The 24,095-nt window shown below is 50.8% G+C and carries 16 protein-coding genes; 8 read left to right on the top strand and 8 right to left on the bottom strand.

Translation table 11 applies throughout. The features are described 5' to 3' along the window. Window positions 1-108: 108 nt before the first annotated feature. The 4 genes from RIG68_RS07580 to RIG68_RS07565 form a co-directional block, all read right to left on the bottom strand. Window positions 109-960 carry an alpha/beta hydrolase gene (locus RIG68_RS07580; RefSeq protein ID WP_350120632.1) on the bottom strand — a complete coding sequence of 284 codons (852 nt, stop codon included), beginning with the start codon at window positions 958-960 and terminating at the stop codon, window positions 109-111. Window positions 961-974: 14 nt separating this feature from the next. Further along, on the bottom strand, window positions 975-1,895 hold the full coding sequence (locus tag RIG68_RS07575) for a 5-dehydro-4-deoxyglucarate dehydratase (RefSeq protein ID WP_350120629.1): 921 nt from the start codon (window positions 1,893-1,895) through the stop codon (window positions 975-977). 329 nt (window positions 1,896-2,224) lie between these two features. Next, a complete protein-coding gene (garD, locus tag RIG68_RS07570) occupies window positions 2,225-3,754 on the bottom strand; it encodes a galactarate dehydratase (protein ID WP_350120627.1) in 1,530 nt (509 codons plus the stop codon). Window positions 3,755-3,756: 2 nt separating this feature from the next. Then, the gene (locus RIG68_RS07565; protein ID WP_350120624.1) at window positions 3,757-5,193 is read right to left on the bottom strand and encodes a GntP family permease; all 1,437 of its coding nucleotides are present in this window, start codon (window positions 5,191-5,193) and stop codon (window positions 3,757-3,759) included. Between the two features lie 244 nt (window positions 5,194-5,437). Between RIG68_RS07565 and RIG68_RS07560 the strand changes: the two genes are divergently transcribed. Both RIG68_RS07560 and RIG68_RS07555 read left to right on the top strand, forming a co-directional pair. Continuing rightward, the gene (locus RIG68_RS07560; protein ID WP_350120621.1) at window positions 5,438-6,415 is read left to right on the top strand and encodes a LamG-like jellyroll fold domain-containing protein; all 978 of its coding nucleotides are present in this window, start codon (window positions 5,438-5,440) and stop codon (window positions 6,413-6,415) included. Between the two features lie 497 nt (window positions 6,416-6,912). After that, window positions 6,913-7,884 (top strand): hypothetical protein, encoded by a 972-nt coding sequence (locus RIG68_RS07555; protein ID WP_350120618.1) that lies wholly within the window; start codon window positions 6,913-6,915, stop codon window positions 7,882-7,884. A 386-nt stretch (window positions 7,885-8,270) separates the two neighbouring features. Here RIG68_RS07555 and RIG68_RS07550 read toward each other — a convergent pair whose 3' ends face one another. The 3 genes from RIG68_RS07550 to RIG68_RS07540 all read right to left on the bottom strand — a co-directional run bounded on the left by RIG68_RS07550 (window position 8,271) and on the right by RIG68_RS07540 (window position 12,921). Beyond that, window positions 8,271-11,438: a WD40/YVTN/BNR-like repeat-containing protein gene (locus tag RIG68_RS07550; protein ID WP_350120616.1), complete on the bottom strand. Its 3,168-nt coding sequence runs from the start codon at window positions 11,436-11,438 to the stop codon at window positions 8,271-8,273. A 176-nt stretch (window positions 11,439-11,614) separates the two neighbouring features. Beyond that, window positions 11,615-12,088, bottom strand: coding sequence for a hypothetical protein (locus RIG68_RS07545; RefSeq protein WP_350120613.1), 474 nt, complete (start codon window positions 12,086-12,088; stop codon window positions 11,615-11,617). A gap of 470 nt (window positions 12,089-12,558) precedes the next feature. Beyond that, window positions 12,559-12,921 carry a VOC family protein gene (locus RIG68_RS07540; protein WP_350120610.1) on the bottom strand — a complete coding sequence of 121 codons (363 nt, stop codon included), beginning with the start codon at window positions 12,919-12,921 and terminating at the stop codon, window positions 12,559-12,561. A gap of 587 nt (window positions 12,922-13,508) precedes the next feature. Between RIG68_RS07540 and RIG68_RS07535 the strand changes: the two genes are divergently transcribed. From RIG68_RS07535 to RIG68_RS07520, 4 genes are all read left to right on the top strand, one after another. After that, window positions 13,509-13,823 (top strand): helix-turn-helix domain-containing protein, encoded by a 315-nt coding sequence (locus RIG68_RS07535; RefSeq protein WP_151999294.1) that lies wholly within the window; start codon window positions 13,509-13,511, stop codon window positions 13,821-13,823. Between the two features lie 2 nt (window positions 13,824-13,825). Continuing rightward, window positions 13,826-15,091, top strand: a complete 1,266-nt coding sequence (locus tag RIG68_RS07530) for a type II toxin-antitoxin system HipA family toxin (protein ID WP_350120608.1) — start codon at window positions 13,826-13,828, stop codon at window positions 15,089-15,091. A 1,209-nt stretch (window positions 15,092-16,300) separates the two neighbouring features. After that, complete coding sequence (locus RIG68_RS07525; RefSeq protein WP_350120605.1) at window positions 16,301-16,594, top strand: GIY-YIG nuclease family protein; 294 nt, start codon at window positions 16,301-16,303, stop codon at window positions 16,592-16,594. Window positions 16,595-17,047: 453 nt separating this feature from the next. Beyond that, a complete protein-coding gene (locus tag RIG68_RS07520; RefSeq protein ID WP_350120603.1) occupies window positions 17,048-20,326 on the top strand; it encodes a WD40/YVTN/BNR-like repeat-containing protein in 3,279 nt (1,092 codons plus the stop codon). Window positions 20,327-20,890: 564 nt separating this feature from the next. Here RIG68_RS07520 and RIG68_RS07515 read toward each other — a convergent pair. After that, window positions 20,891-21,325 carry a DUF8479 domain-containing protein gene (locus RIG68_RS07515; protein WP_350120600.1) on the bottom strand — a complete coding sequence of 145 codons (435 nt, stop codon included), beginning with the start codon at window positions 21,323-21,325 and terminating at the stop codon, window positions 20,891-20,893. 490 nt (window positions 21,326-21,815) lie between these two features. Here RIG68_RS07515 and RIG68_RS07510 point away from each other — a divergent pair, with 490 nt between their 5' ends. Beyond that, window positions 21,816-23,159 carry a Gfo/Idh/MocA family protein gene (locus RIG68_RS07510; protein ID WP_350120597.1) on the top strand — a complete coding sequence of 448 codons (1,344 nt, stop codon included), beginning with the start codon at window positions 21,816-21,818 and terminating at the stop codon, window positions 23,157-23,159. Between the two features lie 31 nt (window positions 23,160-23,190). Next, a complete protein-coding gene (locus RIG68_RS07505; protein WP_350120594.1) occupies window positions 23,191-24,066 on the top strand; it encodes a sugar phosphate isomerase/epimerase family protein in 876 nt (291 codons plus the stop codon). Window positions 24,067-24,095: the final 29 nt, after the last annotated feature.

Below are 24,095 nucleotides of genomic sequence, written 5' to 3'. Positions count from 1 at the left end.
AAAGTAGCTCTTTAAACGTCTAAATCCATGTGCTTTTACGGTGGCGGTCAATGGCAATCTCCAATGGACGTCGCCTATTGCAAAGGATGGCCGATTTGCGGTTGATGCCTACTCGATGACTACTGTTGGTTCCGAATCTAGATATCCCAGCGACTGCAAAAAAACGTCGCTTGCTTCCAGGGTCTTTTTATAATATTCAAAATTCGTGTAGTTGAAAAAGCCGTGTCCCTGACCTTCGTACAAAATCAACTCACAGGTGTTCCCCATTTTTTCCATGGCCATTTTGAAGTACTCAGCAGTTACAACTGGCACAAGGTTGTCGTTGGTGCCCAATAGAAAAATAGTAGGAGGCGCTCCTTCCTTGATGTTGTGCAAGGGGGAGAAATCTTTGTATTGATCCTTCACTCTCACATAGCCATAGGCACCGGGCCCACTGTCAATCACAGGATTGTAGAGCACCAGCGCATTCGGCACACAGCTGACAGACAAATCATCGGAATCTTCATTGTATTTGTGTTTATCAGTCAAAGCAGTTGCTGCTGCCAGATGCCCCCCGGCTGAGCCGCCGCCAGCTACTATTTTGTTCGGGTCTATGCTAAATCGACTGGCGTTTTTTCTCACAAACCTCATGGCCGATTTGGCATCTTTTAGTGCTTCAAATGGCGTAGTGCCATTTTTGTTTTCTGTTCTATAGTCGGCCAAAAAACAGACCATGCCCCTTTTCGCCAAATATTTCGCCTGATTTTCGAGATGGTATCTGTTGCCACTTCTCCAACCGCCGCCAAAGAAGAAAACCATGGCTGGGTAAGTTTTTGAGGTGGTGAAGCCAGGCGGAGTGAGTACCACCAGGTATAGCCTGGTGGTATCGACTTGCTTGTACAATACTTCCGTTTGCGCCTGACTAACCGACCAGATGAAGCTGAATATGAAGGTGAGAGTGAAGACGAAGTTTTTGTTCATTCTTTTGTGTCTTTTCAGGATAAATGCGCCGAGTGCTTAATGATGCTCTCAAGTGTCTTTACTTCATCGGCAGTGGGCATCATTAGTGGCGCTCTTACATCACCAGCACTTCGGCCGATGAGCTTGGCACCGGCCTTGATCAAACTCACTGCATAGCCGTTCTTTTTCGACCGGAGCCTTACGAATGGAATGTAGAATTCCCTCGTGATTTTGGCAACTGTTTCTTTGTCACCCGCTCGCAGACTTTTGTAAAAGAGATTGGCCAGTTCCGGCACGAAATTGAATACTGCCGACGAGTAGGTATTCACGCCAATCGACAAATATGCCTCAGCAATGATCTCGGCTGTGGGCACGCCACCGATGTACGACAAGCGGCTACCCACCGATTTGATGGTGTCGTTCAGTTCCTGCATGTTGCCGGTGCCATCCTTGAGCCCGATAAAGTTATCGCAGTTGTCGGCCAGCTTCTGAATATAATCTGCCGAAAGCACCCCGTTGGCCCGGTTGTAGTAAATCACTGGCAAGCTGGTGTTGTCCATAATAGCCTTGGCGTACTCATAGGTACCGTCTTTCGGGCACTCGGTGAGGTAGGGAGGCATCAGCAGCAAGGCGCTCATGCCAGCTTTTTCGGCGATTTTGGCAAAGGCAATGGCTTCCGGAATGCTGCGACCAACGCTGGAGATCATCGGCACCCTTGCCTGAACAGTTTCAGCCGTTACTTCCACGATTTTTTTGTACTCCTGCTCCGAAAGCGAGAAGAACTCACCTGTTCCGCCGGCGACAAAGATCGACGAGACTTTGTGGGTAACGAACCACTCAAGACGAGAGGCGTAGGTAGTGGGATTGAACTGGCCTTTTTCGTCCATATCGGTGATAGGGAAGGAGAGGAGGCCGTCTTCAAGGGAGGCTTTTATTTGGGTGAGGGTAAGTGACATAGGTGTGGTTTAATGGTCAGTAGAATTTCGGTTTTTTGAGTCTTTCCGAGCACGTTTGTGGTTCAGTATTTTTTAGTCAAAGCAAGATTTTTGTCCTTGAGCCGGACGGGCTGTTACTTTTCCTTTCGGTCCCCGCCGGGATGAAAAGTAGGCAAAAATCATAGAAAAATTAACGCACGGCCCGAAAACGCTCAACCGGCCACCATTTTTCGCCCGGCCCTCCTGGGTGGGCGGTACCCAAAACAGTGCCTTTCTTTACCTCCAAGATTTTGGTTCTGATTGTTTTAGATTGGATTTGCTTAGAACTTAGGGCAAAAGACTGCAGCGATTTACGTCAAAGGCCCTGGATTGAACAGCACCAAGTCATTATAAAGCCCAAGCTTGTCAGTGGCTACTTTTTTGGTGCCGCTGGCGACTTCCAATATCAAGTGAAACAGCTCCCAGCCCATTTCCTCAATGGTTTTTTCGCCAAAGGCAATCGGGCCAGCGTTAAAGTCGATCAGGTCGAACCAGCGGTCATTGAGCCTGGAGTTGGAGCTGACCTTGATCACCGGCACCATTGACAAACCGTAAGGCGTGCCACGGCCGGTAATAAAAACGTGCATATTCATGCCCGCTGCCAGCTGGAGCGTGCCGCACACGAAGTCGCTGGCAGGAGTTGCTACAAAGTTCAGCCCTTTGGTTCTGATCTTTTCTCCCGGTGCCACCACGTCCACTATGGGGCTGGTGCCAGATTTGGCAATGGAGCCCAGCGCTTTTTCTACGATATTGCTCAGCCCACCCCGCTTGTTGCCCGGCGACGTATTGGCACTTCGATCCGCCTGACCGGCCCGCAGATAGTCGTCGTACCACTTCATTTCCTTCTTCAGCGCTGCGGCTACCTCTTCGTTCACCGCCCTGGGCATCAGCAGGTGAATGGCGTCACGTACTTCCGTGACTTCGGAGAACATCACCGTTCCTCCGGCTCTTACAATGAGGTCGGAAGCAAAGCCCGCCGCAGGGTTGCCCGTCAGGCCCGAGAAAGCGTCGCTGCCGCCACACTGCATGCCCACTACGAGGTCAGAAGCAGGGCATGTTTCCCGCTTACGTTGGTTCAGTTTCTTCAATTGCTTTTCTGCCATGTCCATAATACCATCTACCATTTCTTGAAAGCCGGTGAAAGCCTCGTCCTGTAGATAGAGAATAGAGCTTTGGTCACCGTTGTCGGACAACAGTCTTTCCGGCCTCAGCTTTTCACAACCAAGCCCTACAATCATCACTTCATCGCCGAAGTTCGGATTTTGTGCAATGTGTCTGATCGTTCTTATCGGAATCATGGCTGCAGGAGCGTCAATGGCGATGCCGCACCCGTAGTTGTGATTGAAGGTGACTACGTCGTCAACGTTGGGGTAGAGAGGAAGCAACTCTTTTTTGATTTTGCTGGTGATGTAGTTGGTCATACCGGCCACACACTGCACACTGATGGTGATGCCCAGCACATTTTTGGTACCCACAGTGCCGTCTGCGTTTTTGAATCCCTGAAAAGTATAACCTGTCAATGGCTCCACTTTTGGCACCGGGTGCGGTGAGAAATGAATATCGTCCAGGTCTGGTGGCTTTGGCATCTCAATATTCGTCTCATTCACCCAGCTTCCAGCCAGTAGAAGCGACTTTGCATAGCCGATCTCCTGTCCGTAACGGATCACTGGATCGCCAGCGTTGATGTTTGCAAGCGCTACTTTATGCCCCATGGGAATGCTTTGGGTAGTCACGATTCCTTCTGGAAGAGGGGCGCCTTTCTCCAGGCCAGAGGGGCTTGAGACAATGCCTACGTTGTCGGTCGGGCTCGTTTTGATGACTATATTATCTGGAGCACTCATGGTCATGTGAATGGAAAAAGGTAAGACAAGATCATAACGGCTACAAAACCGGCCAAGCCCATAACGGTCAGCAAATAGGAGAAAAACCGGATCGTTTCTTTCTCTTCCATGCCTGCCATTTTAGTAATGATCCAGAAAGCACTATCGTTCATCCACGGGAATATTTTGGAGCCACAGCCAATCACTATCGCAAGGTACACCGGATGAAAGCCAAACCCATGCGCACTGCCAAACCCATTCATCACGCCCACGGCTGTTACCATGGCAACGGTGGCCGAGCCTTGCGCAGTTCTTACCACCACGGCGATGAGAAAAGCCAGAGGCAAAATAGCAGCTTGAGAGCCTCCTGCCAGCTCACCGATTTGTACGCCAATGCCTGTTTGCTGTAGCATCTGGCCAAAGGTGCCGCCAGCGCTGGTAATCAAAATGATCATGCCAGCACTCATCAGAGACTCTGAGACATTTTTTTGAAACAGCTTGGCATCTTTTAGCCTCACCCACATCAAAGACAGCGCTATGGTAGCAGAAATGAACAGGGCGATGTTGCTGTCGCCGATGATTTTGAATGTGTGTAGCAGGAAAAGCTGAAATTCGCTGGTGCCTTCAGCGTCCAGATCAATCGTCATTCCGAGGAAGGTATTGCCTGTGATGAGTAAAATAGGTAGCAGGATAGGCAGCAACGATATGGCCAACCCTGGTAGATTCTTGTCCTCAATTTCTGACGTCGCCTTCAAATCCTCCACAGGCATATCTGCCGTGCTCCTCATAGGCAAGTCCCATTTTTTGTTGGCCCACAAGGCATACAAGTAGCCGCAGATGACAGTAATAGCGCCGATAGTCAGACCGGCGATCATCATCACGCCAATGTCCACACCCAGTTCTTTTGCCACATACAGCGGCCCCGGGGTGGGAGGCACCAGCGAGTGGGCCATTACACCACCAGCAATGGCACACATCAGGTAAAGGCTGAACTGCTTCGGATTTCGAATGCCCATCGACTTCACAAGCGGAATCATCAGGTAAAAGACGGTGTCGAAAAAAACAGGAATCCCCAGGACAAAGCTTCCTGAAAGAAAAGCCATCGAAGCATTTTTCTGTCCAATGACATTCATAAGACTGCGGATGATGCGCTCAGCGCCGCCGCTTTTCATGAGAGCGGCACCGATAATGGAGGCCAGCAGAATAAGGATGCCGATTTTGCCTACCGTATTGCCAAAGGCATTGGAGAGGCGGCTGCCAATGGTTTGCACAGATAGCGCCAGGGCACTGGCATCACTCATATTGCTGTGGACGGCGTAGTCGTAAATTTGGGCCTGAGACGTGAGGATGCCGGTGACAAGTGCAGCCAGAAGTAGAGAGAGCAGGGCATGCAAACGCAAGACAATGATGCAGAAGAGGACGACAGCGATGCCAATAAGTACTATTACGAGTGGGCTCATTCCGTGGAGCAGGTATGGGTGTGGTAAGCAGTTTGCCACCGAATCGATCATCCGGATGATAGTTTACCGGGATGGCCAATGCAGTGGAAGGTAATCTATAAAAAGACTTGCAAACTTTAAAATGTGATATCGCTTTGCGGTATAGGATTGATTCAGGAGCCCATGTTTGGTGGTTTTCTGGGATTTGTATCCGGTGCGTGCTATTTTACAGAAAAAACAACCTTTAAAAAAACTCTATCACAATATGCTCACAAAAATACCTGCCGCTTTTGTCCTCAGTTTGGTACTCTTTGGCTGCACAAACGGCCCCGTTGGCGACACCTCTGCATTTCTCAACACTCCCAACCTCGTTGCCTTCTGGACTTTCGGCGAAGAAGCCGGGCAGCAACGGGTGTCGGTGGGAGGAAGCCAAACACACTCGCTATCGGAAGTGGGCGGGCCCATTGCCCGGGCTGATGTGGGGCCTTTTTCAGGCCACTCTGCTTACCTCGATGGGAAACAGTACATGAGCATTCCTTACAATCAAACGGGTGACTTGAATATCTGTGGCCCCGATGCGCAGGTGTCGATGTTTGCCGTGGTGAAAATCTACGACCTCAGGCAAAGTCGCAGCATTGCCGGCATGTGGAGTGAGGGCAAAGGAAAGGACGACGACACCGGCACCCGCCAGTATGCCATGCTCATGAATATGCCTACTTATGGAGGCCCGAAACAACTCGTGCCACACATCTCTGCCGAGGGCGGCGTAACCATGCGGGCCGACAGCACAAAGTTCCCCTGGTGCGCCGACTATGCAGCTACCAAACAGGAAGTGCCCGAGGAGCGCTGGTGTACGCTGGCCTTTACCTATGACGGTGAGTTTATCAAAGCTTATATCGATGGGATACTTGATGAGAGAGCGCCCGACCCTGTTAATGATAAACGAGACGATCCCTATTTCATGCAGGAAGGCCTTGGTGGCGGCAACAGAGGGATGAACCCCTATTACCACGGGCGAGGCATTTTTTGCTACGACCCTGAAATCCATGGCGAAACCAAACCTGGCGGTGGCTCCGACTTCACAGTGGGGGCACGGTACGCTGTAGGCTCCATGCTGGGAGAAGCGACCATTGGCTATTTCGGAGGCCTGGCGGTGTTTGATAGGGCGCTGACTGATGAGGAGGTTTTGAAGCTCCATGAGGCGAGTAATACTACAGCGCTGAGAAAGCTGGACGAAAAGTAATAAGCTTCCTTACAGCCAAAGCCTCCATACCACGCCGACGCTTCCTTTAGGAGCCGACGTGCTTAAAGAAACACTATCTACAGAAGCAATTAAAGAGGTTACTATCTGCGCCTCCACAAATAGTAACCTCTTTAATGCGTTTCGAAGCAAAGCCGACGTGGTCTGATCTACACAGACTACAAAAGTTTTGCTGGACAGTCCAGGTACGCTGCGGTTGCTTGCTACTGTTTGGCTATAAGCTTCGGCTGTTGGGGCAAACTTTTGTAGTTTCCTTCGCAGCCACCGTCATATCCCGTTCCGGAGTGTGTCTCACATGCCGGAACCGCCCTCCAAAAGACAAAGTCGCCTCCAACCCCTCGCTCACTTCGTGAATTTGGTATAAGAAAGCCTATTCGCCATACAGATCATTTTAAAGCACATTATCTCAGTTAACCCAAGTAAAGTGACCGATCTTTGACATATTTGAAGTCATAATCTTTTGCACCGTAGGCCCCCAAATGAATAATATAGCTTTTGTAACCATTGCCACTGGCCCATTTTCCCGAACCTGCAAGGCAGAAGCGTGTCTTGAGTCGCTGTACAGAATAGCAAAATACACCGGGCCGTCGTTTTTGATTACAGATTCGCCTGGCTGCCACGATATCAATGGCATTAGGAAAAATGCAGGCTCGGACAATATCGAGTTGATAGCCGTAGAGAGCTTCTCCAGGAAAATAGATTCTCCAGTCGGCTTCTTAAAACAAAGTGTAGTAGGAGTGCCTGTTTGGGTGCCAAGGTTTATTTCGCCCATGAAGCGACCAAAAGCTAAGTCGCTGAAGGCCGAAGTATTCAATTTGATTGATGATCCGGAAATAGACATTCTTATCTACATTGATGCAGACGCTATTTTTCTGAGAGAGGAGGGGCTGGCTGACTTGCTGCATTTTGCTGCTTCAGGCTGGGACGCCGAGGGAGTTAAGTTCAGGGTCAACCGATTCCCCGACGAGCAGCACCCTGAAAGGAAACTCAACATTCACACGGGGTTTATGATTGTTCATCGGACTCTTTCCAGAAAAGCACTTCAGCATTGGAGCCAAATGATGGCCATTAAGGAGCATTGGGTGAGAAATTTTTCGGATAAGGAAAAATACCTTCGGGCGTATGAGCAGGTGAGAGAGGAGCAGGGGAGTCCGGGGTACATGTCAGTGTTTCCAATACCAAACAATAAATATGAGGTCATTCTCGATCCAGAGAATGACACAGGACTGATTGGCCACATCACCAGCGGGCGTATCAAGCACCACGGAAAAATGAAAATTGAAGAATACCTCTCAAAGCTGGGATTAAAATCTTACCCCGCCGGGTACTACACTCTGCCAGGCATGCCGCAGTGGATGATCAATGTTTTCTATTTTGGATACTTTGGTTACTACAGGAACTATAAAATTGAGAAGGTCTGGAAAGGTATCCGATCAAAATTTAATGGCTGACCGGTATTTGCTGCACAGATAAGGCCTGCATAACATGCCGTCATTCGCTCCTTCGTCGCCATCGGTTTGACGTTGGTGTGGAGAGGGCAGATGTGCATGCACTTCTGCTCTAAAAGGCTGCTTAACAGCTAAAGCCACCAAAGACATCGTCATCTCGAACCGAGGTACGAGGGAGAGATCTCCCAGATGATGGCAGTGTTCTTTAGAGGTTCGGTGCCAGGTCTTGGGGATGCCTCCTTCGCACCTTCACTTGGCTCCATTTCATTTCGCCAAATTGCGGATGCTCAGCATCGGCATGACGTTGTTATTGTGGCTGTAGCTGTGATCCAGCGATGGCTTTGGCTGCACCGCACCGGCGGATTGCCACCACAACACATCCAGCCCCTTCACTTCTTCCCCTCTATATCAATCTTCGCATTCTCATTAATCAGCTTGTCGTTGAGTTGGGTCACTTGCTTGTCTAGCAGGGTTTGGAATTCTGTTTGTACCCGCACCATGCGATCGTTCAGCACGCCTTTTACCTCGGCCTGTTGGTTGGTGGGCTTAAAGTCCACTCCTTTGGCTGTGATGTCGCTGGCCAGGGCTGAGAGCCTGCCGTAGAGCTGCATTGGGGTGCGGAAGGCGTCCTCACGGGCACCAGTCATATGGATGTCGTAGAGCTGACCGGCAATAGCCGTAGCCTGACCCTGCACTGCCATCAGCTCTTTCTGGAGCTTAGCGTTTTTGATTGTGGGGATCATCTCCTCCAGCTCCTTCCTGATCCATTCTATCCTGTCGATCATTTCCACCACGGTGTTCAGGGCGTCACGTAGCTGTAGTGAGAACGCCACCTGCTCCTCAATTTCCTCCTGAGTGCCTTCTGTGGAGGGGTCTTTCAATACGTCGACTGTTTTGATGATTTCCGTATCGCCTACCTTTATCTTCACAAAGTATTGCCCTGGTGCCACCCGTGGCCCAAGTTGACCACCCCACAAGTCCAAATCCCAGGTAACCAGCGGCCGCCAGCCTTCACCATTCATTTCTACCCAGGGTCGGCCTTCCGGCTTTGTTCGTAGCTTGGGCTTGAAGGTGGGCTCGTAGCGCAAGTCCCACATGGTGCGATTGATGCCTGCCGACTGCTTGCCTTTCAAGGTGCGGATCACTTCCTGCTGCTCGTTGAGGATGGTGATCACTACCGGCTGTTCCACAGAGTCCTTCAGGTAATAGTTCACAGCCACACCATAGGCCGGGTTTTGCCCCGAGTTCAGGCTAGGCCCATCGGTCTTGATCGCTTCTTTCTCCTGAAAGCGGTAGGCTTTGCGCAAGTCAAATGCATGCACTGCCGTCGCCTGCACCTCTTCGGAAAGCTGCCGGATGGGGGAGATGTCGTCCATGATATAGTACCCACGGCCGTAGGTGGCCACCACAAGGTCGTCGAAGTTTTCCTGAATGGCCAGCCAATACACGGGCGCCGGAGGCAGGTTGTTTTGAAGCGGCAGCCAGGTTGCACCATCGTTAGGCGAGTAATACACCCCATTGTCGGTGCCGGCAAACAGCAGGCCCTGCTTCTTCGGGTCTTCTTTTACCACGTGCGCAAAGCTCAGGATGGATTTCGGAATGCCGTCGCTGATCTTCTTCCACGTTTTGCCATAGTCAGCCGTTTTGAAGATATACGGATCAAAATCCGCCATTTGATGCAGATCGATGGTGATGTAGGCGGTGCCCGCATGGTAGCGGGACGGCTCGATATTGGAAATGGTACCCCAGGGAGCCACGGGAACGTTTTTGCTCACGTTCGTCCATGTTTTGCCGCCGTCTTGTGTCAGCTGCACTTGTCCGTCGTTGCTGCCCGTCCAGATCAGGTCTTTTTGTATGGGCGACTCTTCCACGGCAAACAGCGTAGCCCCATCAAAGGTCATCAGGTTGTCGATGGCAATGCCGCCGGAGTTCTGCTGGTGGGTTTTGTCGTTCAGCGTCAGGTCGGGGCTGATCAGCTGCCAGCTCTGGCCACCGTCGTCGGACTGGTGCACATACTGGCTGCCCACGTACACCCGGTGGGGCGTGTGGGGAGAGAAGCTCAGCGGGAAGTTCCAGTGCCAGCGGTACTTCAGGTCGGCGGGTTTCCAGCCATAGCCGGCTTCTGGCCACACCCTCACCTCACGGGCGTGCCCGGTGCGCATATCAAATCGCTGCAGGCCACCATCGTAGCAGCCCGACCAGATGATATTATTGTCGAACGGATCAGGCTTGGCAAATCCACTTTCGCAGCCACCCACGCCCTGCCACAAGCCGAGCGGGATATAGCCCTGCAAGCTGTTGCTCGGCCCTCGGTAAGAGTAGCCATCCTGCCTGTTGCCGTACACGAAATAGGGAGCGTTGTTGTCGACAGCCACGTGGTACATCTGCGCAATGGGCAGCACCACCCGCTGGAAGGTTTTGCCGTGGTTTAGACTGATGCTGGCGCAGCCATCGTGGGCCACCAGCATGCGGTCGGCGTTGGTGGGGTCAATCCACATGTCGTGGTTGTCGCCACCACCACGGGGAGGGCGCTTCTCCAGCGTTTTGCCACCATCGAGCGACTGCGCAAAGCGAACGCTGAGGAAATAAATTTCATTTTCATTGGCAGGAGAAACCGCTATGCGGGTGTAGTACGGTGCCCGCTCCGCCATGTCGTGGTGGTTGCTGACGAGTGTCCAGCTTTCACCGGCGTTTTCAGTGCTGTACAGCGCAGGGCTTTTGTCCTCGAACAGGGCGTAGACTTTGTTGGGATTGCCGGGTGCTACGGCAACCGCCGTTTTGCCGACTGGATGGTCTTTGCCTCCCGGCAAGCCTTTCTCCCTCATGGGCTTCCAGGTTTCACCACCGTCGGTGGACTTGTAAATGCCACCGCCAGCACCGCCGCTGCGAAGGCCCCAGGTATTGATATGGATCGACCACATGGCTGCATAGAGCACGTTGGGGTTGGTAGGATCCATGCTCAGGTCTGCAGCGCCGGTGTTTTCATCCACAAACAGCACTTTTACCCACGACTTACCACCGTCTTTGGTGCGATAAATGCCCCGCTCTTGCTGTGGGCCGTAGGTATGACCCAGCGCTGCTGCAAACACTATGTCGGGATTAGTGGGATGCACGATTACCCGGCCAATGCGGGCGGTTTTTGCTAGTCCCATGTTGGTCCACGACTTGCCTGCGTCGGTCGATTTGTAGATGCCGTTGCCAATGGAGTGGGCCGGACGGATGAGGAAGGTTTCGCCAGTGCCTGCCCAGACCGTAGAGGGTTCCGACGGAGCCAGGGCCAGGGAACCAATCGACGAGACGTTCTGATCGTCGAAGATGGGATCCCAGGACACGCCGCCGTCTTCCGTTTTCCAGACACCCCCTGAAGCAGCGCCAATGTAGTTAACCATGGGGTTGCCTGGCTCACCCACAATGGCAATGGCCCTGTTGCCCTCGGGGCCAATGAAGCGGTACGACAGGTCGTCAAAGACCTTTGAGTCGACCTGGCTAAATGATAGGAGGGGGAGGAGCAGACATGCGGCTACGCCGGTCAGGCATTTGGAAACAATTGAGTTCATCTGTTTGGCTTAGGTTGTAAACCTAATTCTACTCAATTGGCTGGAATGTGGAAAGAAGATTTAGGTGATCGGTGAATTAAAGAGGTTACTCTCTGCAGCAGCGCAGAGAGTAACCTCTTTAATTCAGGGCAGAGAGTGGTGTCGTTGACTCTGGCGAGGGTGAGTCTTTTTTTGCACTAAAGGGAGATACCTACACCAATATAGACTGATTCAGGTATTGAAACTCCCGTTCTGAATATAAAATCGCCTGCCGGTTTTTGGAAGCGGTAACCCATGGTGGCAGTCACAGGTAGTCTACCTTCAAAATCTCCTTTTAAAAACCAATTTGGCCCTGCACCTAGCTCGAAATGATTGTTTTTCTTACCCGTTAAGATGCCGTATTGGGCAAGCACGTATCGTCCACCACCTCCCCAACTCGAGTAGACTCCGTATCCGACTTTGACAAAAGATGTAACAACTTTTTTTTGCCCCAGTATTCTTTCATAATAGGCTGTGGCAGTAAGGTAGAAGGGGACGATGCCAGCAGCTCCATAAAACCCATTTTTATTCAAGCCTACATCTTGTGTTTGGTCTTCCTGCGCATACACGGATTGAATGCAGCACAGTAAAAATGCGGTAGCTAACAATAGGTTATTTTTGATGCGTTTCATTAGGCTTTGGTCTACAGTTGTTACCGATATTTTTAGCCAAAAAATTGACGTAGGGTGGTCAAATGCTCGTTAACTTACCATTTTTATTACACAGTATCAATCATTATGATCAACGTTTATGCAGATAGTAGTGGTTTTATTCAGCGTTTCTGAACATAGTCACGTCCTTAGGTCAAGCGTCTTGGTGGAACAGGCATCATTCAAGCCGATAAACTGTAAAAACTTCTTAACTTGACTGCATTGCACCAGTGCCAGTGCAATAGATAGTAGCGACTACCTGAAAAAAAACCTGATGAAAAACCGCCTTTGGGCTCTTCCCACAAGAAAATATACTTTTAATAGTGCATGTGCAAATCCTGAGCGCAGGATGGGATAGGCAGCGCAGAAGCACACTGGTGGATCTAATCCCTCATCGGTCGTCTGCTCTCTATTAGCAGCTCCCCATTGCATCCGGTATTCCTTTTATGCCTTCACCATTGCTGAATAATGATACATACCTGGTGATCCCTCAGTGCAAATTCTTTTGCTCCCCAGGGACGAAGCGTTACTTTGCTGAGGTTTGGATGCAGAAACTCGGGATGTGAGGCGCTTACCTTTTTGTATACTTCATCAATATTTTCCGTCACGAGCCTGAACTCAGGGTTATGTTCCTTTGCCAGCTCTTTATGTTCAAAAAGGAGCATTTGCAACTCTCCCTGTTTGATCACACAAAACGGATCTTTTGATTTGAATTCTTCGTGGCCGATACTGAATTCAAGACAATCAACAAACATTTTTAATCCGTCTTTGATGTCTTGATAGTAGACATTGGGAACTAACCTGGTAAAACTCATAACTCAATTTTGCAGTGATTTACGAAAACATCCTGAGCAAAGATGTCCTTTATTTTTGTTAGTCACGCTTGATTGCAATCAAGAAATGTATTCACTGTTCCCCGTGAGGGCATCGCAGCGGGTAGAATGGATGATATACTCAGACTACAAAAGTTTTGCCGGATGGCCCCGGTGCGCTGCCGTTACTATGGTGGGATCACTAGCTGCGGCTGTTGGAGCAAGCTTTTGTAGTCTTCTCTGCCGCCACCCTCACGTCCCGTTCCGGAGTGCTTCTCCCAGGTCGTTCTGGAGTGTGTCTCACACCCCCGTTTCCGGAGTGTGTCTCACACGCCGGAACCACCCCCACCAAAAAAGAGGCACCGTTGCCAGTGCCTCTTTTCCGTATACAAGTATTATTCACTTTCTTGTTCCTGCGGCACCTTGCCGTTCGACTGCGTCATAACTACAGGCTGGCTCCCTGGCTGAGCATTACCTTTCGGGCCGGTGCCCTGGTGGTTGTACCGGCCAATCCATGTATTCAATTGTCAAATCTTAATGTTTAATTTATTAAACTAAAATAGATATATTTGTTCATTATATTAAACATTATGGATAAGAAGAGCGCTATTTTACTTCCTAAAACACGTCGAATTCTTGAAACCGTTGGTGAACAAATAAAGCTGGCCAGACTGAGACGCAAGCTCAGTGGAGAAATGGTGGCAGAGCGTGCAGGAATCGGAAGAAATACACTGATTTCTATAGAACAAGGAAGGCCTTCCGTGAGTATCGGACACTACCTGAATGTGTTGAAGGTACTGGGACTGGAAGCCGATTTTTTAACCCTTGCAAAAGATGACCTTTTGGGAAGAAAATTGCAGGATGCTCAATTAACCACAAAAGAACGGGCACCGAAGAAGAAATAGCCATGGCAAAAAGAGAAATATATGTTTTTGCAGACTTGCAAGAGGTGAATGGCCCAATTCTAATGGGCATGTTGACGTCAGAAATGCTAAGAGGAAAAGAAATTTTCTCCTTTGAGTATGATAAGACCTGGTTGTCATCAGGCTTCGCACAAACACTTGACCCCGATCTGCAACTTTATCCGGGTCCTCAGTACCTGAATGATGATAGTAAATTCAATTTTGGGTTGTTTCTGGACTCCTCACCGGACCGCTGGGGGCGAGTGCTCATGCAGCGAAGGGAGGCAGCGGAGGCGAGATGGCAAGAACGAAAACCCATCAAACTTTTTGAAACAGATTATCTGCTGGGTGTTTATGATGGTCATAGAATGGGGGCACTGAGGTTCAAACTCGAACCAGACGGGCCGTTTTTAAATAGTGATGAACGTCAGGCAAGCCCGCCCTGGACGTCCATTCGGGAGCTTGAACAAATTAGCTTAAGACTTGAAGAGGAGGGAGCCATCGACCACCCCGACTACCGGCAGTGGTTAAACATGCTGGTAAACCCTGGGTCGTCGTTAGGCGGGGCACGCCCCAAAGCAAGTGTTTTGGACGCTGACAGCAACCTGTGGATTGCTAAATTCCCCAGCAAGAACGATGAAGGCGATATGGGGGCCTGGGAAATGGTCACCTACGAACTTGCTGTTGCAGCCGGTGTCCACATGGCTGAGTGCCAGGCTAGAAAATTTACCAGCGATTACCACACATTCATCACAAAAAGATTTGATCGAACCAACGATGGCAGGCGATTACATTTCACATCGGCGATGACACAGCTTGGCTACACCGATGGCACCGATGCAGCCAGTGGCGTTAGTTATCTTGAGTTAGTAGACTTTCTTATGAGCAATGGGGCCAATGTAGAGGAAGACCTGCCTCAGCTATGGCGAAGGATCGTCTTCAGTATTTGTGTTTCTAATACCGACGATCACCTGAGAAACCATGGTTTCCTGCTGTCGAATGATGGTTGGCATTTATCTCCCGCCTATGACATCAACCCGAACGAAAGTGGAACTGGGTTGAAATTAAATATCTCCGAATACGACAATGCACTGGAGCTCGGTCTTGCCATGGAGGTTCATACCTACTTTCGCCTGGATGAGGCAAGGGCATTGGAAATCATTGAGCAGGTGAAAAGTGCGGTAGGCAAATGGAGGGAGGTGGCAACAAAATATGGCATCTCAAAATCGAGCCAGGAATTGAAGGCTATGGCGTTCCAGGTGGTAAAGTGATTGGTAGAGGGCTGTAGTTCGAATTTGCTATTTATGAGGGAGTTTCCGTCACCAATGCGGCAGCCAAATCCAAATAGGGAAAACGTCCGCTGTGTTCCCGGGCTGATGCTCGGTAAAGGACAAGCCGTTGCGGGAGTGCAGTAAGAAATTTTTAGATAGGGGAAAGGCAAAACCCCGGTGTTCCGATCCCTCTTAGGTAACTGCCGGATAACCAGCTTCCATAGCCACCCTCACTTGCAACGCTTGGCCAACACGATGAAAGGAGGTTACTCTCTGAGGAAGGGCAGATAGTAACCTCTTTAATGCTCCGGGCCTGGCAGCGTTTTTGGAAGGGCTTATTGGCATTGGGTGCTCAGACTCAGAGGTACGAGTTGCAAACTCGCACCAGCCTGCGTTCTGGCTAGGGACTGCTAGGCCTAGGTTTTTTTTGTCGTTTATTTGAGTACCAACTGCTGATCATATAGAAGGATTCCCATAATAACATTAATGACCAAATACTAAAAAGAAAATATTCTATTAGTCGCCTTCCTTCGCTTATTCCACCCATATGATGATTAATTGATTCGTTAACATCCACCTTTAAGACCATTAAGAAACACCACGCAGTTGGTATTAGACTGATCTTTAGATATCCAATAAGGCTATGTGGTTTAAAAATTCTAATGCCGATATCCAATGGAAATTTCAGAAGTACAATAATAAACAGTCCAATAGATATGAAACCTATGACTTTGTTATCGTATGTTTTTGAGATGGATGCAATTATTATACATATTATAAGGGATACGATATATATGAAGACCGACTTAAGGTATATTCTGAAGCGTGTGGAAAAGTTCAATTTAGTTGTCTTAAGTTGCCTTTAACCAATTCGGCATGGCCAATAGCCAAACCCATTTTACATGGCTTACAATTTAGCAAATACTTTAACAGAATAGGGTGAAAGTTGGGGAAGCTCGGGGTTATTGCCCTTCCTCAATCCGATTCACTGCCATTTCCAGGGGAATCCCTCGCTCGTTCCTCACAATCGGGATGACGTTGGTGTGGTAAGGGTGGTGGTGCTCGTGTTTTGTGTAGTACTGCCGCTACCCACACAAAGCCACCATAGCAGCCGTCATTTCGCAGCGCAGCGGAGCCGACGTGGAACGGAATCCCCCTGACCTGGCACTGTATTTTAATTCTTTTCCTATCTTTTCCTATCTTGATCTAATGGAAAAAGGAGGTGCCGTTTACATCATGACCAACGTGCACCACACAGTATTTTACACTGGTGTCACCTCGGACTTGATTGACAGAGTCCACAAGCACAAGACGAAGTTTTATCCAAAAAGCTTTACATCAAGATATAACATTGTAAAGTTGGTCTACTTCGAGCTATTTCATTCTATTGAGGAGGCTATTGCCAGAGAAAAGGAAGTGAAAAAACTTCGGAGGGAAAAGAAGGTGGCTCTTATTGAATCGATGAACCCGGAGTGGAGGGACTTGTTTGATACACTGGAGTAAAAAGGATGGCTAACAGCTAAATTCCCCATAGCAGCCGTCACTTCGCTCCTTAGTCGCAGGGGTAGCCGTGATCGTGCTTTGGGTAGAACCGCCTCTGCCCGCACAAAGCACCCATAACAGCCGTCATTTCGCAGCGCAGCGGAGAAATCCCCATGAACTACAGCTGAGAACCGATACAGTGCCTTATCCGTTTTAGTGCCATCATCATGGGGATGCCTCCCTCGTACCTCGGAATCGGCATGACGTTGGCTTTGAAAGTGTAGCAGTGCAGCTGTTGTAGCGCACTTTTGTAATCTCCTTCACCACCCCCCTACCACCAATCCACTTTCCCCCTTGATTCGTCAATAATTCTTGCTAAGATGCGTCATATCGCCTGTGCCGCAGCGCCCCTCGTCAACCTCACAGGGTCGGCATTGACGATAAATTGAAAAACTGTCATTAACCATTGTTACCATGTTGAAAAAAGCCTTTGTCATCGCACTTGCGCTAGTTGTCGCCAGCTGGTGCTGCGCTCCCCAAGCCATTGCCCAAACCACCAACAATGCCGCCCTGGCCGAGGCCGCGGCGGGCCTGAAGCTCCGTGGCATTGGCCCGGCGCTGATGGCCGGCCGTATTGCTGATATTGCCGTGAGTACTGCCGACCCCAGCATCTGGTATGTGGCCGTGGGCTCCGGCGGCCTTTGGAAAACCACCAACCGGGGCACTTCCTGGCAGCCCGTGTTCGACGAGCAGCCCTCTTATTCCATCGGCTCAGTCACCATCGACCCCAACAACCCCGATGTGGTGTGGGTAGGCACCGGAGAAAATGTGAGTGGCCGCCACATGGGCTGGGGCAGTGGTGTGTACCGCAGCGGCGATGGCGGCAAAACCTGGCAAGCCATGGGGCTGCCAGCATCAGAGCATATAGGCAAAATACTGATCGACCCCCGCAATAGCCATGTGGCTTACGTAGCGGCGGAGGGCCCTCTGTGGTCGGCTGGCGGCGACCGTGGCCTCTACAAAACCACTGACGATGGCAAAACCTGGAACCTGGTGCTGCCCATTGATGAAAACACGGGCGTGACGGATGTGGAATTTGATCCGTCCAATCCCGACGTGCTGTACGCCGCTGCCTATCAGCGTCGTCGCCATGTGTGGTCGTTGCTGGCAGGCGGGCCTAAGTCTGGCATTTACAAATCCAGCGATGGTGGTGCTTCCTGGCGCCGCATGGCCACCGGGCTCCCCAAAGGAGACATGGGCAAAATAGGCCTGGCAGTAACACCTGCCAACCCGCAGCTGGTATACGCCACCATTGAAGCTGCCGACAACGAAAAGGGCTTTTACCGCTCTGCCGACAAAGGCGAAAGCTGGGAAAAGCGCAACAGCTACATATCGGGCGGCACAGGCCCGCACTATTACCAGGAGATTGAGGCCTCGCCTGTGAATGCCGACCTGGTCTACCAAATGGATGTGTTCCTGCACGTGACGAGGGATGGAGGCAAAACATTTGACTACCTGGGCACCGGCCGTGAAAAGCACAGCGACAACCATGCACTGTGGATCGACCCTGCCGATGGTGAACACCTGCTGGCTGGCTGCGATGCGGGATTGTATGAGACTTACGACGAAGGCACCACCTGGAGGCATTTCCCTAACATGCCCGTGTCACAGTTCTACAAGCTCTCGCTCGACAATGCAGAGCCGTTCTACAATATCGTGGGGGGAGCGCAGGACCTGGGCTCGCTCATTGGGCCGTCTCGCACCACCAATGTGGAGGGTGTGCGCAACCAGGACTGGTATGTGCCGCTCGGCGCCGATGGCTATGACAATGCCGTGGATCCCGATGATTCGAATATTGTGTATGTGGAAATTCAGGAGGGCAGCCTGAAGCGCCTGGATCGCCGCAGCGAAGAAACTATCGATATTCAGCCCCAGCCTGCTCCCGGCGATGCGCCTGAGCGTTGGAACTGGGATGCGCCTATTCTCATCAGTCCGCACAAGGGCTCCCGCCTCTACTACGGCTCGCAGCGGGTATGGCGCAGCGACGACCGTGGCGACTCGTGGACGCCCATCAGCCCCGACCTGACCACCAACCGCAACCGCTACGAGCTGCAGCTGATGGGCAGGGTGTGGAGCGCCGATGCCCTTTACGACAACGGGGCCATGTCGAAATACGCTACGCTGACGTCAATTGCCGAGTCGCCCCTGAAAGAGGGACTGCTCTACACCGGCTCCGACGATGGCCTGATACAGGTGAGCGAAGACGACGGACAAAACTGGCGCAAGAGTGCCGCCCTGCCCAAGGTGCCTTTGCTGTCCTTTATCAACGACATAGAAGCGAGCAGCCACGAGGCCAATACCCTGTTTGCCGTGGCCGACGCTCATAAGTTTGGAGACTTCAGCCCTTACCTGTTCATCAGCACCGACCGGGGGCGCAGCTGGCGATCTATTGCCAGCGACCTGCCCATGGGCACCATTGTGTGGGTGATCAAACAAGACCCTGTCGATCCCAATCTGCTGTTCATTGGCACGGAGTACGGCATCTATTTTTCTGTGAACAAGGGAACGAACTGGATCAGGCTGAAGAACGGCATGCCCACCATTCCGGTGCGGGACATTGAGCTGCACAAGCGTGACAACGATCTGGTGGCCGCTACTTTCGGGCGGGGTTTCTATGTCCTCGACGACTACACGCCGCTGAGAAACCTGAACCAGGCAGTGAGCCTGAACGACGCTACCTTGTTTGCCGTGAGAGATGCCTGGTGGTATGTGCCAAGCGTGCCCATGCAGGCCAAAGGCATGCCAACACTGGGCACTACCAGCTTCAGAGCGGCCAACCCTCCGTTTGGCGCTGTATTTACTTACTACCTGAACGACGTGCCACAGACCCTGAAAGCGCAACGCCAGGCTGCGGAGAAGACCCTGAACGAAAAGAATGCCAGTGTGCCCTTCCCTGGCTGGGAGCGGCTGCTGGAGGAGTCGAATGAAAAAGCGCCTCAGGCCATGCTGCTTGTGAGCGATGAAAGCGGGCAGCCCGTCCGCTGGATCAAAGGAGCCACGGCCAAAGGCTTGCACCGGGTAAGCTGGGACCTGCGGTTTCCCGCTCCTGACCCCATCGACCTGCGGCAGCCCGATTTTGTGCCACCCTGGGCGGGCGATGCACAGGGGCCGTTTGCGGCACCCGGGAAGTACCGTGTGGCGCTGTACGTGTTCCACAACGGCGTGATGGAGGCCAAAGGGGCGCCACAGTCTTTCACTGTGAAGCCCGTGCCTACGGCACCGAAAGGCACTGACTTTAAGATGGTGGCAGCCTTTCAGCAAAAGACCAGCGAGCTTTCCCGGCAAATATCAGGGGCTGCCAGTCAGCTGGGTGAAGCAGGGGAGAAGCTGCGCTACATGAGGGCAGCACTGATGGAAACGCCCCAGGCAAAACAGGAGCTGTTTGCCATGCAAAATGACCTGGAGAAAGAGCTGGCTGCCCTGCACACCCTTCTAACAGGTGACCGCATCCGGGGCGGCATGAACGAATCGACGGTACCGTCGATCATGAGCAGAGTAGGGCAGGTGGCTTACGGGCATTGGGATACCCGGCAAACGCCCACGGTAACGCAGCAGCGAAACATCGACATTGCCACCACCGACTTTAGCCAGTTCAAAGGAGATATGGCTGCTTACCTCAGTAAGCTATCGCAATACGAAGCGGCGCTTGAGGCGGCAGGGGCGCCCTGGACGCCGGGGAGAAAATTTGAGTAGGACAGTCGGATGTTCGGACAATCAGATAGTCTGAGTCGCACGGCAGGCGTCGGTACGGCGAGTGGCATTTGCGGTGGGGCCGTCAGACGCCGGAATGTTTGAGAATTGGGAGAGGGAGAAGTGCGAAAGTTAAAAGTTTATGAGAGGGAATAGAGTAGAAGGTGGAGGGTAGTGTTAGAAAGAACGCTGTTTCTCGTGCAATGCATGGGTGCTTTATTCTTTAAGGTTTCAAGAGTTTCAAAGCCCTGAAAGGGCGGCATAAATCAGGAGGGTGGTGAAGCTCCATCCTGGAGGTGGTCAGTAACCCTGACAGGGTTTTGAACGGGTACTGATGAGGCAATTAAAGAGGTTACTATCTGCGGAAGCGCAGATAGTAACCTCTTTAATGCGTTTCGTAGTGTAGCCAACTTGGAGGGGAATCGCTACGATTGGCAGGAGGGATACCATCCCTCACTCGAAGTGGCTCCGATGCAGCTGGCAGTAGTACCTCTGACATGGCAGGTATCCCTTCCCAGAGAAAGCTCACCAGCATTCAGAAGTATGGTTTCATGAATAGTTCCAGCCCTAGTTATCGTAGAGGTCGGGAGTCACAAGAACCTTAAATAGAAATTCTCCGTTTTTGTCCTTGTAGTAGTACCCCATTGTCGTCTTGTTGTCCCTGTTAATTTTCATATCAGGGTTTGATTTGACATTGTTAATCAATATTGGCTTCAAGTAGTTTTCCAGCTGACTGGCGTCCGTTGAGGCTTTCTCCATATTCACCAGGGTGTAATTGTACTGGAAAACATTTTCAGGCAAAGCGACGGCATTGTCCAATCTGGTTTCCTGGTCGACCATCATTGGGCACGATTTATTTATCTCGCTTGCTGCAGACATCATTTGTTGATCGTAGGAAGGTGCTTTAAAGAAAAATTGCTGCACTAAAATCATCGTTAGTCCACCTGCCACAATTCCAATTAACGCTGGAATGTTTTTCTTTTTTTTCTCTGGCTCTTGCATCTTTTAGTTTGTTTGAACGGGAACCCTTGCTCATTTTTAGCTTCCTGCCTTGTTTTCGTTCGAAAAATACCTAAAATAATCTAATAAATAACACGTCTATTTCCAGAGGGATACAGAGTTTCGAAAGAAGGAGAATAGTTTGCTAGAGGCAAGAGTACAAGGGTTCTCCATCTCGGCTTTAGTACCATGGTAATTCCCGAATGTACTTTCACAAATACGAGACTTTTGGCGCTGGTGTGTGAAGACGCCCACCAGAACGACAGTTGACGTACCACCCAAGCCTCATAACAATCGCTTAAACTCCCCACCAATCGCTCCTCTGAATTCCCAACCCGACCGCTCGTCAATTTAATCCGCTTTTTTCGTACCTTATGTAAGTGATTACTATGGTTACGTCGTCTTACTGTAGCAGGCGAACCGCATGCTCAATGCAGGTTGCAAGCCTGGTTGAAACAATGAAAACTAATAGTCCTACTTAAATAATAAATCAATGGAAAAAGAACCGACAAGAAGAGAGTTTATAAAGAAAACCGCCGTGGCCGGGTCGGTGGCCTTTGCGCTGCCCACTATCATGCCATCAAGTGTTTTTGGTGCTAACGACCGTATCAACGCCGCTGTTTTAGGTGTAAATGGCCGAGGCAAGAGCCATATCAAAAGCTTTATGGTGCAGGACAATGTGCAGATTACCCATCTGTGCGATCCTGACATGCCTCTTCTGAAAAAGCGCCAGGCTGAGTTCAAAGAAACTTATAAGAAAGACGTACTCCTTGAGCAGGACGTTCGCAAGATCATCGACAACAAGGACATTGATGTGATCAGTATCGCCATGCCCAACCACTGGCATGCGCTGGCCACAATCTGGGCATGCCAGGCTGGCAAGGATGTGTATGTGGAGAAGCCAGGTTCTCACAATATTTGGGAAGGTCGCAAAATGGTAGAAGCAGCACATAAGTACGACAGAATTGTGCAGCATGGTGTGCAGCTGAGAAGCTCACCAGCCATCAACAAAGCCATTGATCTGATGCGCAACGGCTATCTCGGCAAGGTATATATGTCACGTGGGCTTGTTTTCCGCTGGAGGCCAAGCATCGGCGATCAGGGATTCTCTCCGGTACCCGAAGGCCTTGACTACGACCTGTGGACTGGCCCGGCGGGCAAGCGTGCCTTCACCAAAAATCTTGTACACTACAACTGGCACTGGGCATGGGACTACGGCAATGGAGACGTTGGCAACCAGGGTATTCACGAAACCGACCTTTGCATGTGGGGACTGGACGTGGGACTACCCACCAAAATCACCTCTATGGGCGGCAAATTCCTTTGGGATGATGCCAAAGAGGTGCCTGAAGTACTTACATCGATCTATAATTACCCTGAAGAAGGAAAGATCATCCAGTTTGAAGTGCGCCCATGGTGTACCAATACTGAAGATGGTGCTACAGTGGGCAACATCTTCTACGGTGAAAAGGGCATCCTTGTGGTGGATGGCTATGATAAGTTCAAGACCTACATGGGCCAGGACAGAACACTGGGCGAGTCAGGCGATGATGGCATGGCATCAGGCACTGGCATGGATCGTGGCGACGGCGGCACCGACGGACACTTCAAGAACTTCATTGAGGCGGTACGCAAGCGTGACAGGTCTGTGCAAAACGGTCCTGTAGAAACAGCCCACCTTGCTTCAGGACTGGCGCACCTTGGTAATATTGCCTACAGGCTGGACCGTGTGCTAACGTTCAATCCAAGCTCTGAAACTTTCGTTAACGACCCTGAAGCTGATAAAATGCTTAAGCGCAATTACAGAAAGGGATTTGAAGTTCCTGAGATCGTGTAACTGAAGAGTACAAATGGAACATCGTAACAACATGAATAAGTCACGTCGTGATTTTATTCAAAAAAGTGTTATTGCCGGGGTGGGTCTGTCGTTGATAGACCCACTTATGGTAAGTGCGTTCGCCAAAAAGTCGAAAATGAAGCTTGGTCTGGTGACCTACCAATGGGGGAAAGACTGGGATTTGCCCACTCTCATTGCCAACTGCGAGAAGACTGGCCTATTGGGGGTAGAGTTGCGCACCGAACATGCTCATGGAGTAGAAACCAGCCTTTCTGCCAGTCAGAGGGCAGAGGTGAAAAAACGCTTTGCCGACAGTCCGGTGGAGTGCCTCGGTTATGGTTCTAATTTCGACTATCACCATGCCGATCAGGCAAGAGTTCGCAAGAACATTGAAGGCACCAAGCAATACCTTCAGCTATGCAAGGACATCGGATCCACTGGCATCAAGGTGAAGCCCAATGGTTTCCCTAACAGTGTGTCTAAAGAAAAGACCATTGCCCAGATAGCGGCTTCGTTTAATGAGTGTGGCAAATACGCTTCCGACCTCGGGCTGGTGGTGCGGGTGGAAGTTCACGGCGAGGGAACCCAGGAGTTGCCCAACATGAAAGCCATCTTTGAGCAGGTAACCGAAAAAAGCGTGAAGATGTGCTGGAACTGCAACGACCAGGATCTGTGGGAACCAGGGTTGGAAGCCAACTTCAATTCTGTGAAGAAGTGGTTTGGCGATACCGTGCACATCAGAGAGCTGAATGTGGGTGAATACCCCTATCAGCAGCTCATGACTATGTTCAATGCCATAAAGTACGATGGCTGGCTGCTGCTTGAAGCCCGCACAGAACCTGCCGACAGGGTAGCTGCCATGAAGGAGCAGTTGCAGATATTTAATAAGATGGTCGGGAATAGCTAAGACTGATTTTTGTTCCGGCGGGTGTCTTC

This window comes from Imperialibacter sp., assembly GCF_040222385.1.
Taxonomy (GTDB): Bacteria; Bacteroidota; Bacteroidia; order Cytophagales; family Cyclobacteriaceae; genus Imperialibacter.
This window is presented reverse-complemented; position numbering and strand designations above follow the sequence as displayed.

Bases quoted from the DNA above. Each gene is read 5' to 3' on its own strand.
- RIG68_RS07575 (WP_350120629.1), bottom strand. From the start codon at position 1,895: ATGTCACTTACCCTCACCCAAATAAAAGCCTCCCTTGAAGACGGCCTC.
- RIG68_RS07510 (WP_350120597.1), top strand. From the start codon at position 21,816: ATGGAAAAAGAACCGACAAGAAGAGAGTTTATAAAGAAAACCGCCGTG.
- RIG68_RS07555 (WP_350120618.1), top strand. From the start codon at position 6,913: ATGAATAATATAGCTTTTGTAACCATTGCCACTGGCCCATTTTCCCGA.
- RIG68_RS07560 (WP_350120621.1), top strand. From the start codon at position 5,438: ATGCTCACAAAAATACCTGCCGCTTTTGTCCTCAGTTTGGTACTCTTT.
- RIG68_RS07505 (WP_350120594.1), top strand. From the start codon at position 23,191: ATGAATAAGTCACGTCGTGATTTTATTCAAAAAAGTGTTATTGCCGGG.
- RIG68_RS07550 (WP_350120616.1), bottom strand. From the start codon at position 11,438: ATGAACTCAATTGTTTCCAAATGCCTGACCGGCGTAGCCGCATGTCTG.
- RIG68_RS07520 (WP_350120603.1), top strand. From the start codon at position 17,048: ATGTTGAAAAAAGCCTTTGTCATCGCACTTGCGCTAGTTGTCGCCAGC.
- RIG68_RS07545 (WP_350120613.1), bottom strand. From the start codon at position 12,088: ATGAAACGCATCAAAAATAACCTATTGTTAGCTACCGCATTTTTACTG.
- garD (WP_350120627.1), bottom strand. From the start codon at position 3,754: ATGAGTGCTCCAGATAATATAGTCATCAAAACGAGCCCGACCGACAAC.
- RIG68_RS07515 (WP_350120600.1), bottom strand. From the start codon at position 21,325: ATGCAAGAGCCAGAGAAAAAAAAGAAAAACATTCCAGCGTTAATTGGA.
- RIG68_RS07530 (WP_350120608.1), top strand. From the start codon at position 13,826: ATGGCAAAAAGAGAAATATATGTTTTTGCAGACTTGCAAGAGGTGAAT.
- RIG68_RS07540 (WP_350120610.1), bottom strand. From the start codon at position 12,921: ATGAGTTTTACCAGGTTAGTTCCCAATGTCTACTATCAAGACATCAAA.
- RIG68_RS07580 (WP_350120632.1), bottom strand. From the start codon at position 960: ATGAACAAAAACTTCGTCTTCACTCTCACCTTCATATTCAGCTTCATC.
- RIG68_RS07565 (WP_350120624.1), bottom strand. From the start codon at position 5,193: ATGAGCCCACTCGTAATAGTACTTATTGGCATCGCTGTCGTCCTCTTC.
- RIG68_RS07525 (WP_350120605.1), top strand. From the start codon at position 16,301: ATGGAAAAAGGAGGTGCCGTTTACATCATGACCAACGTGCACCACACA.
- RIG68_RS07535 (WP_151999294.1), top strand. From the start codon at position 13,509: ATGGATAAGAAGAGCGCTATTTTACTTCCTAAAACACGTCGAATTCTT.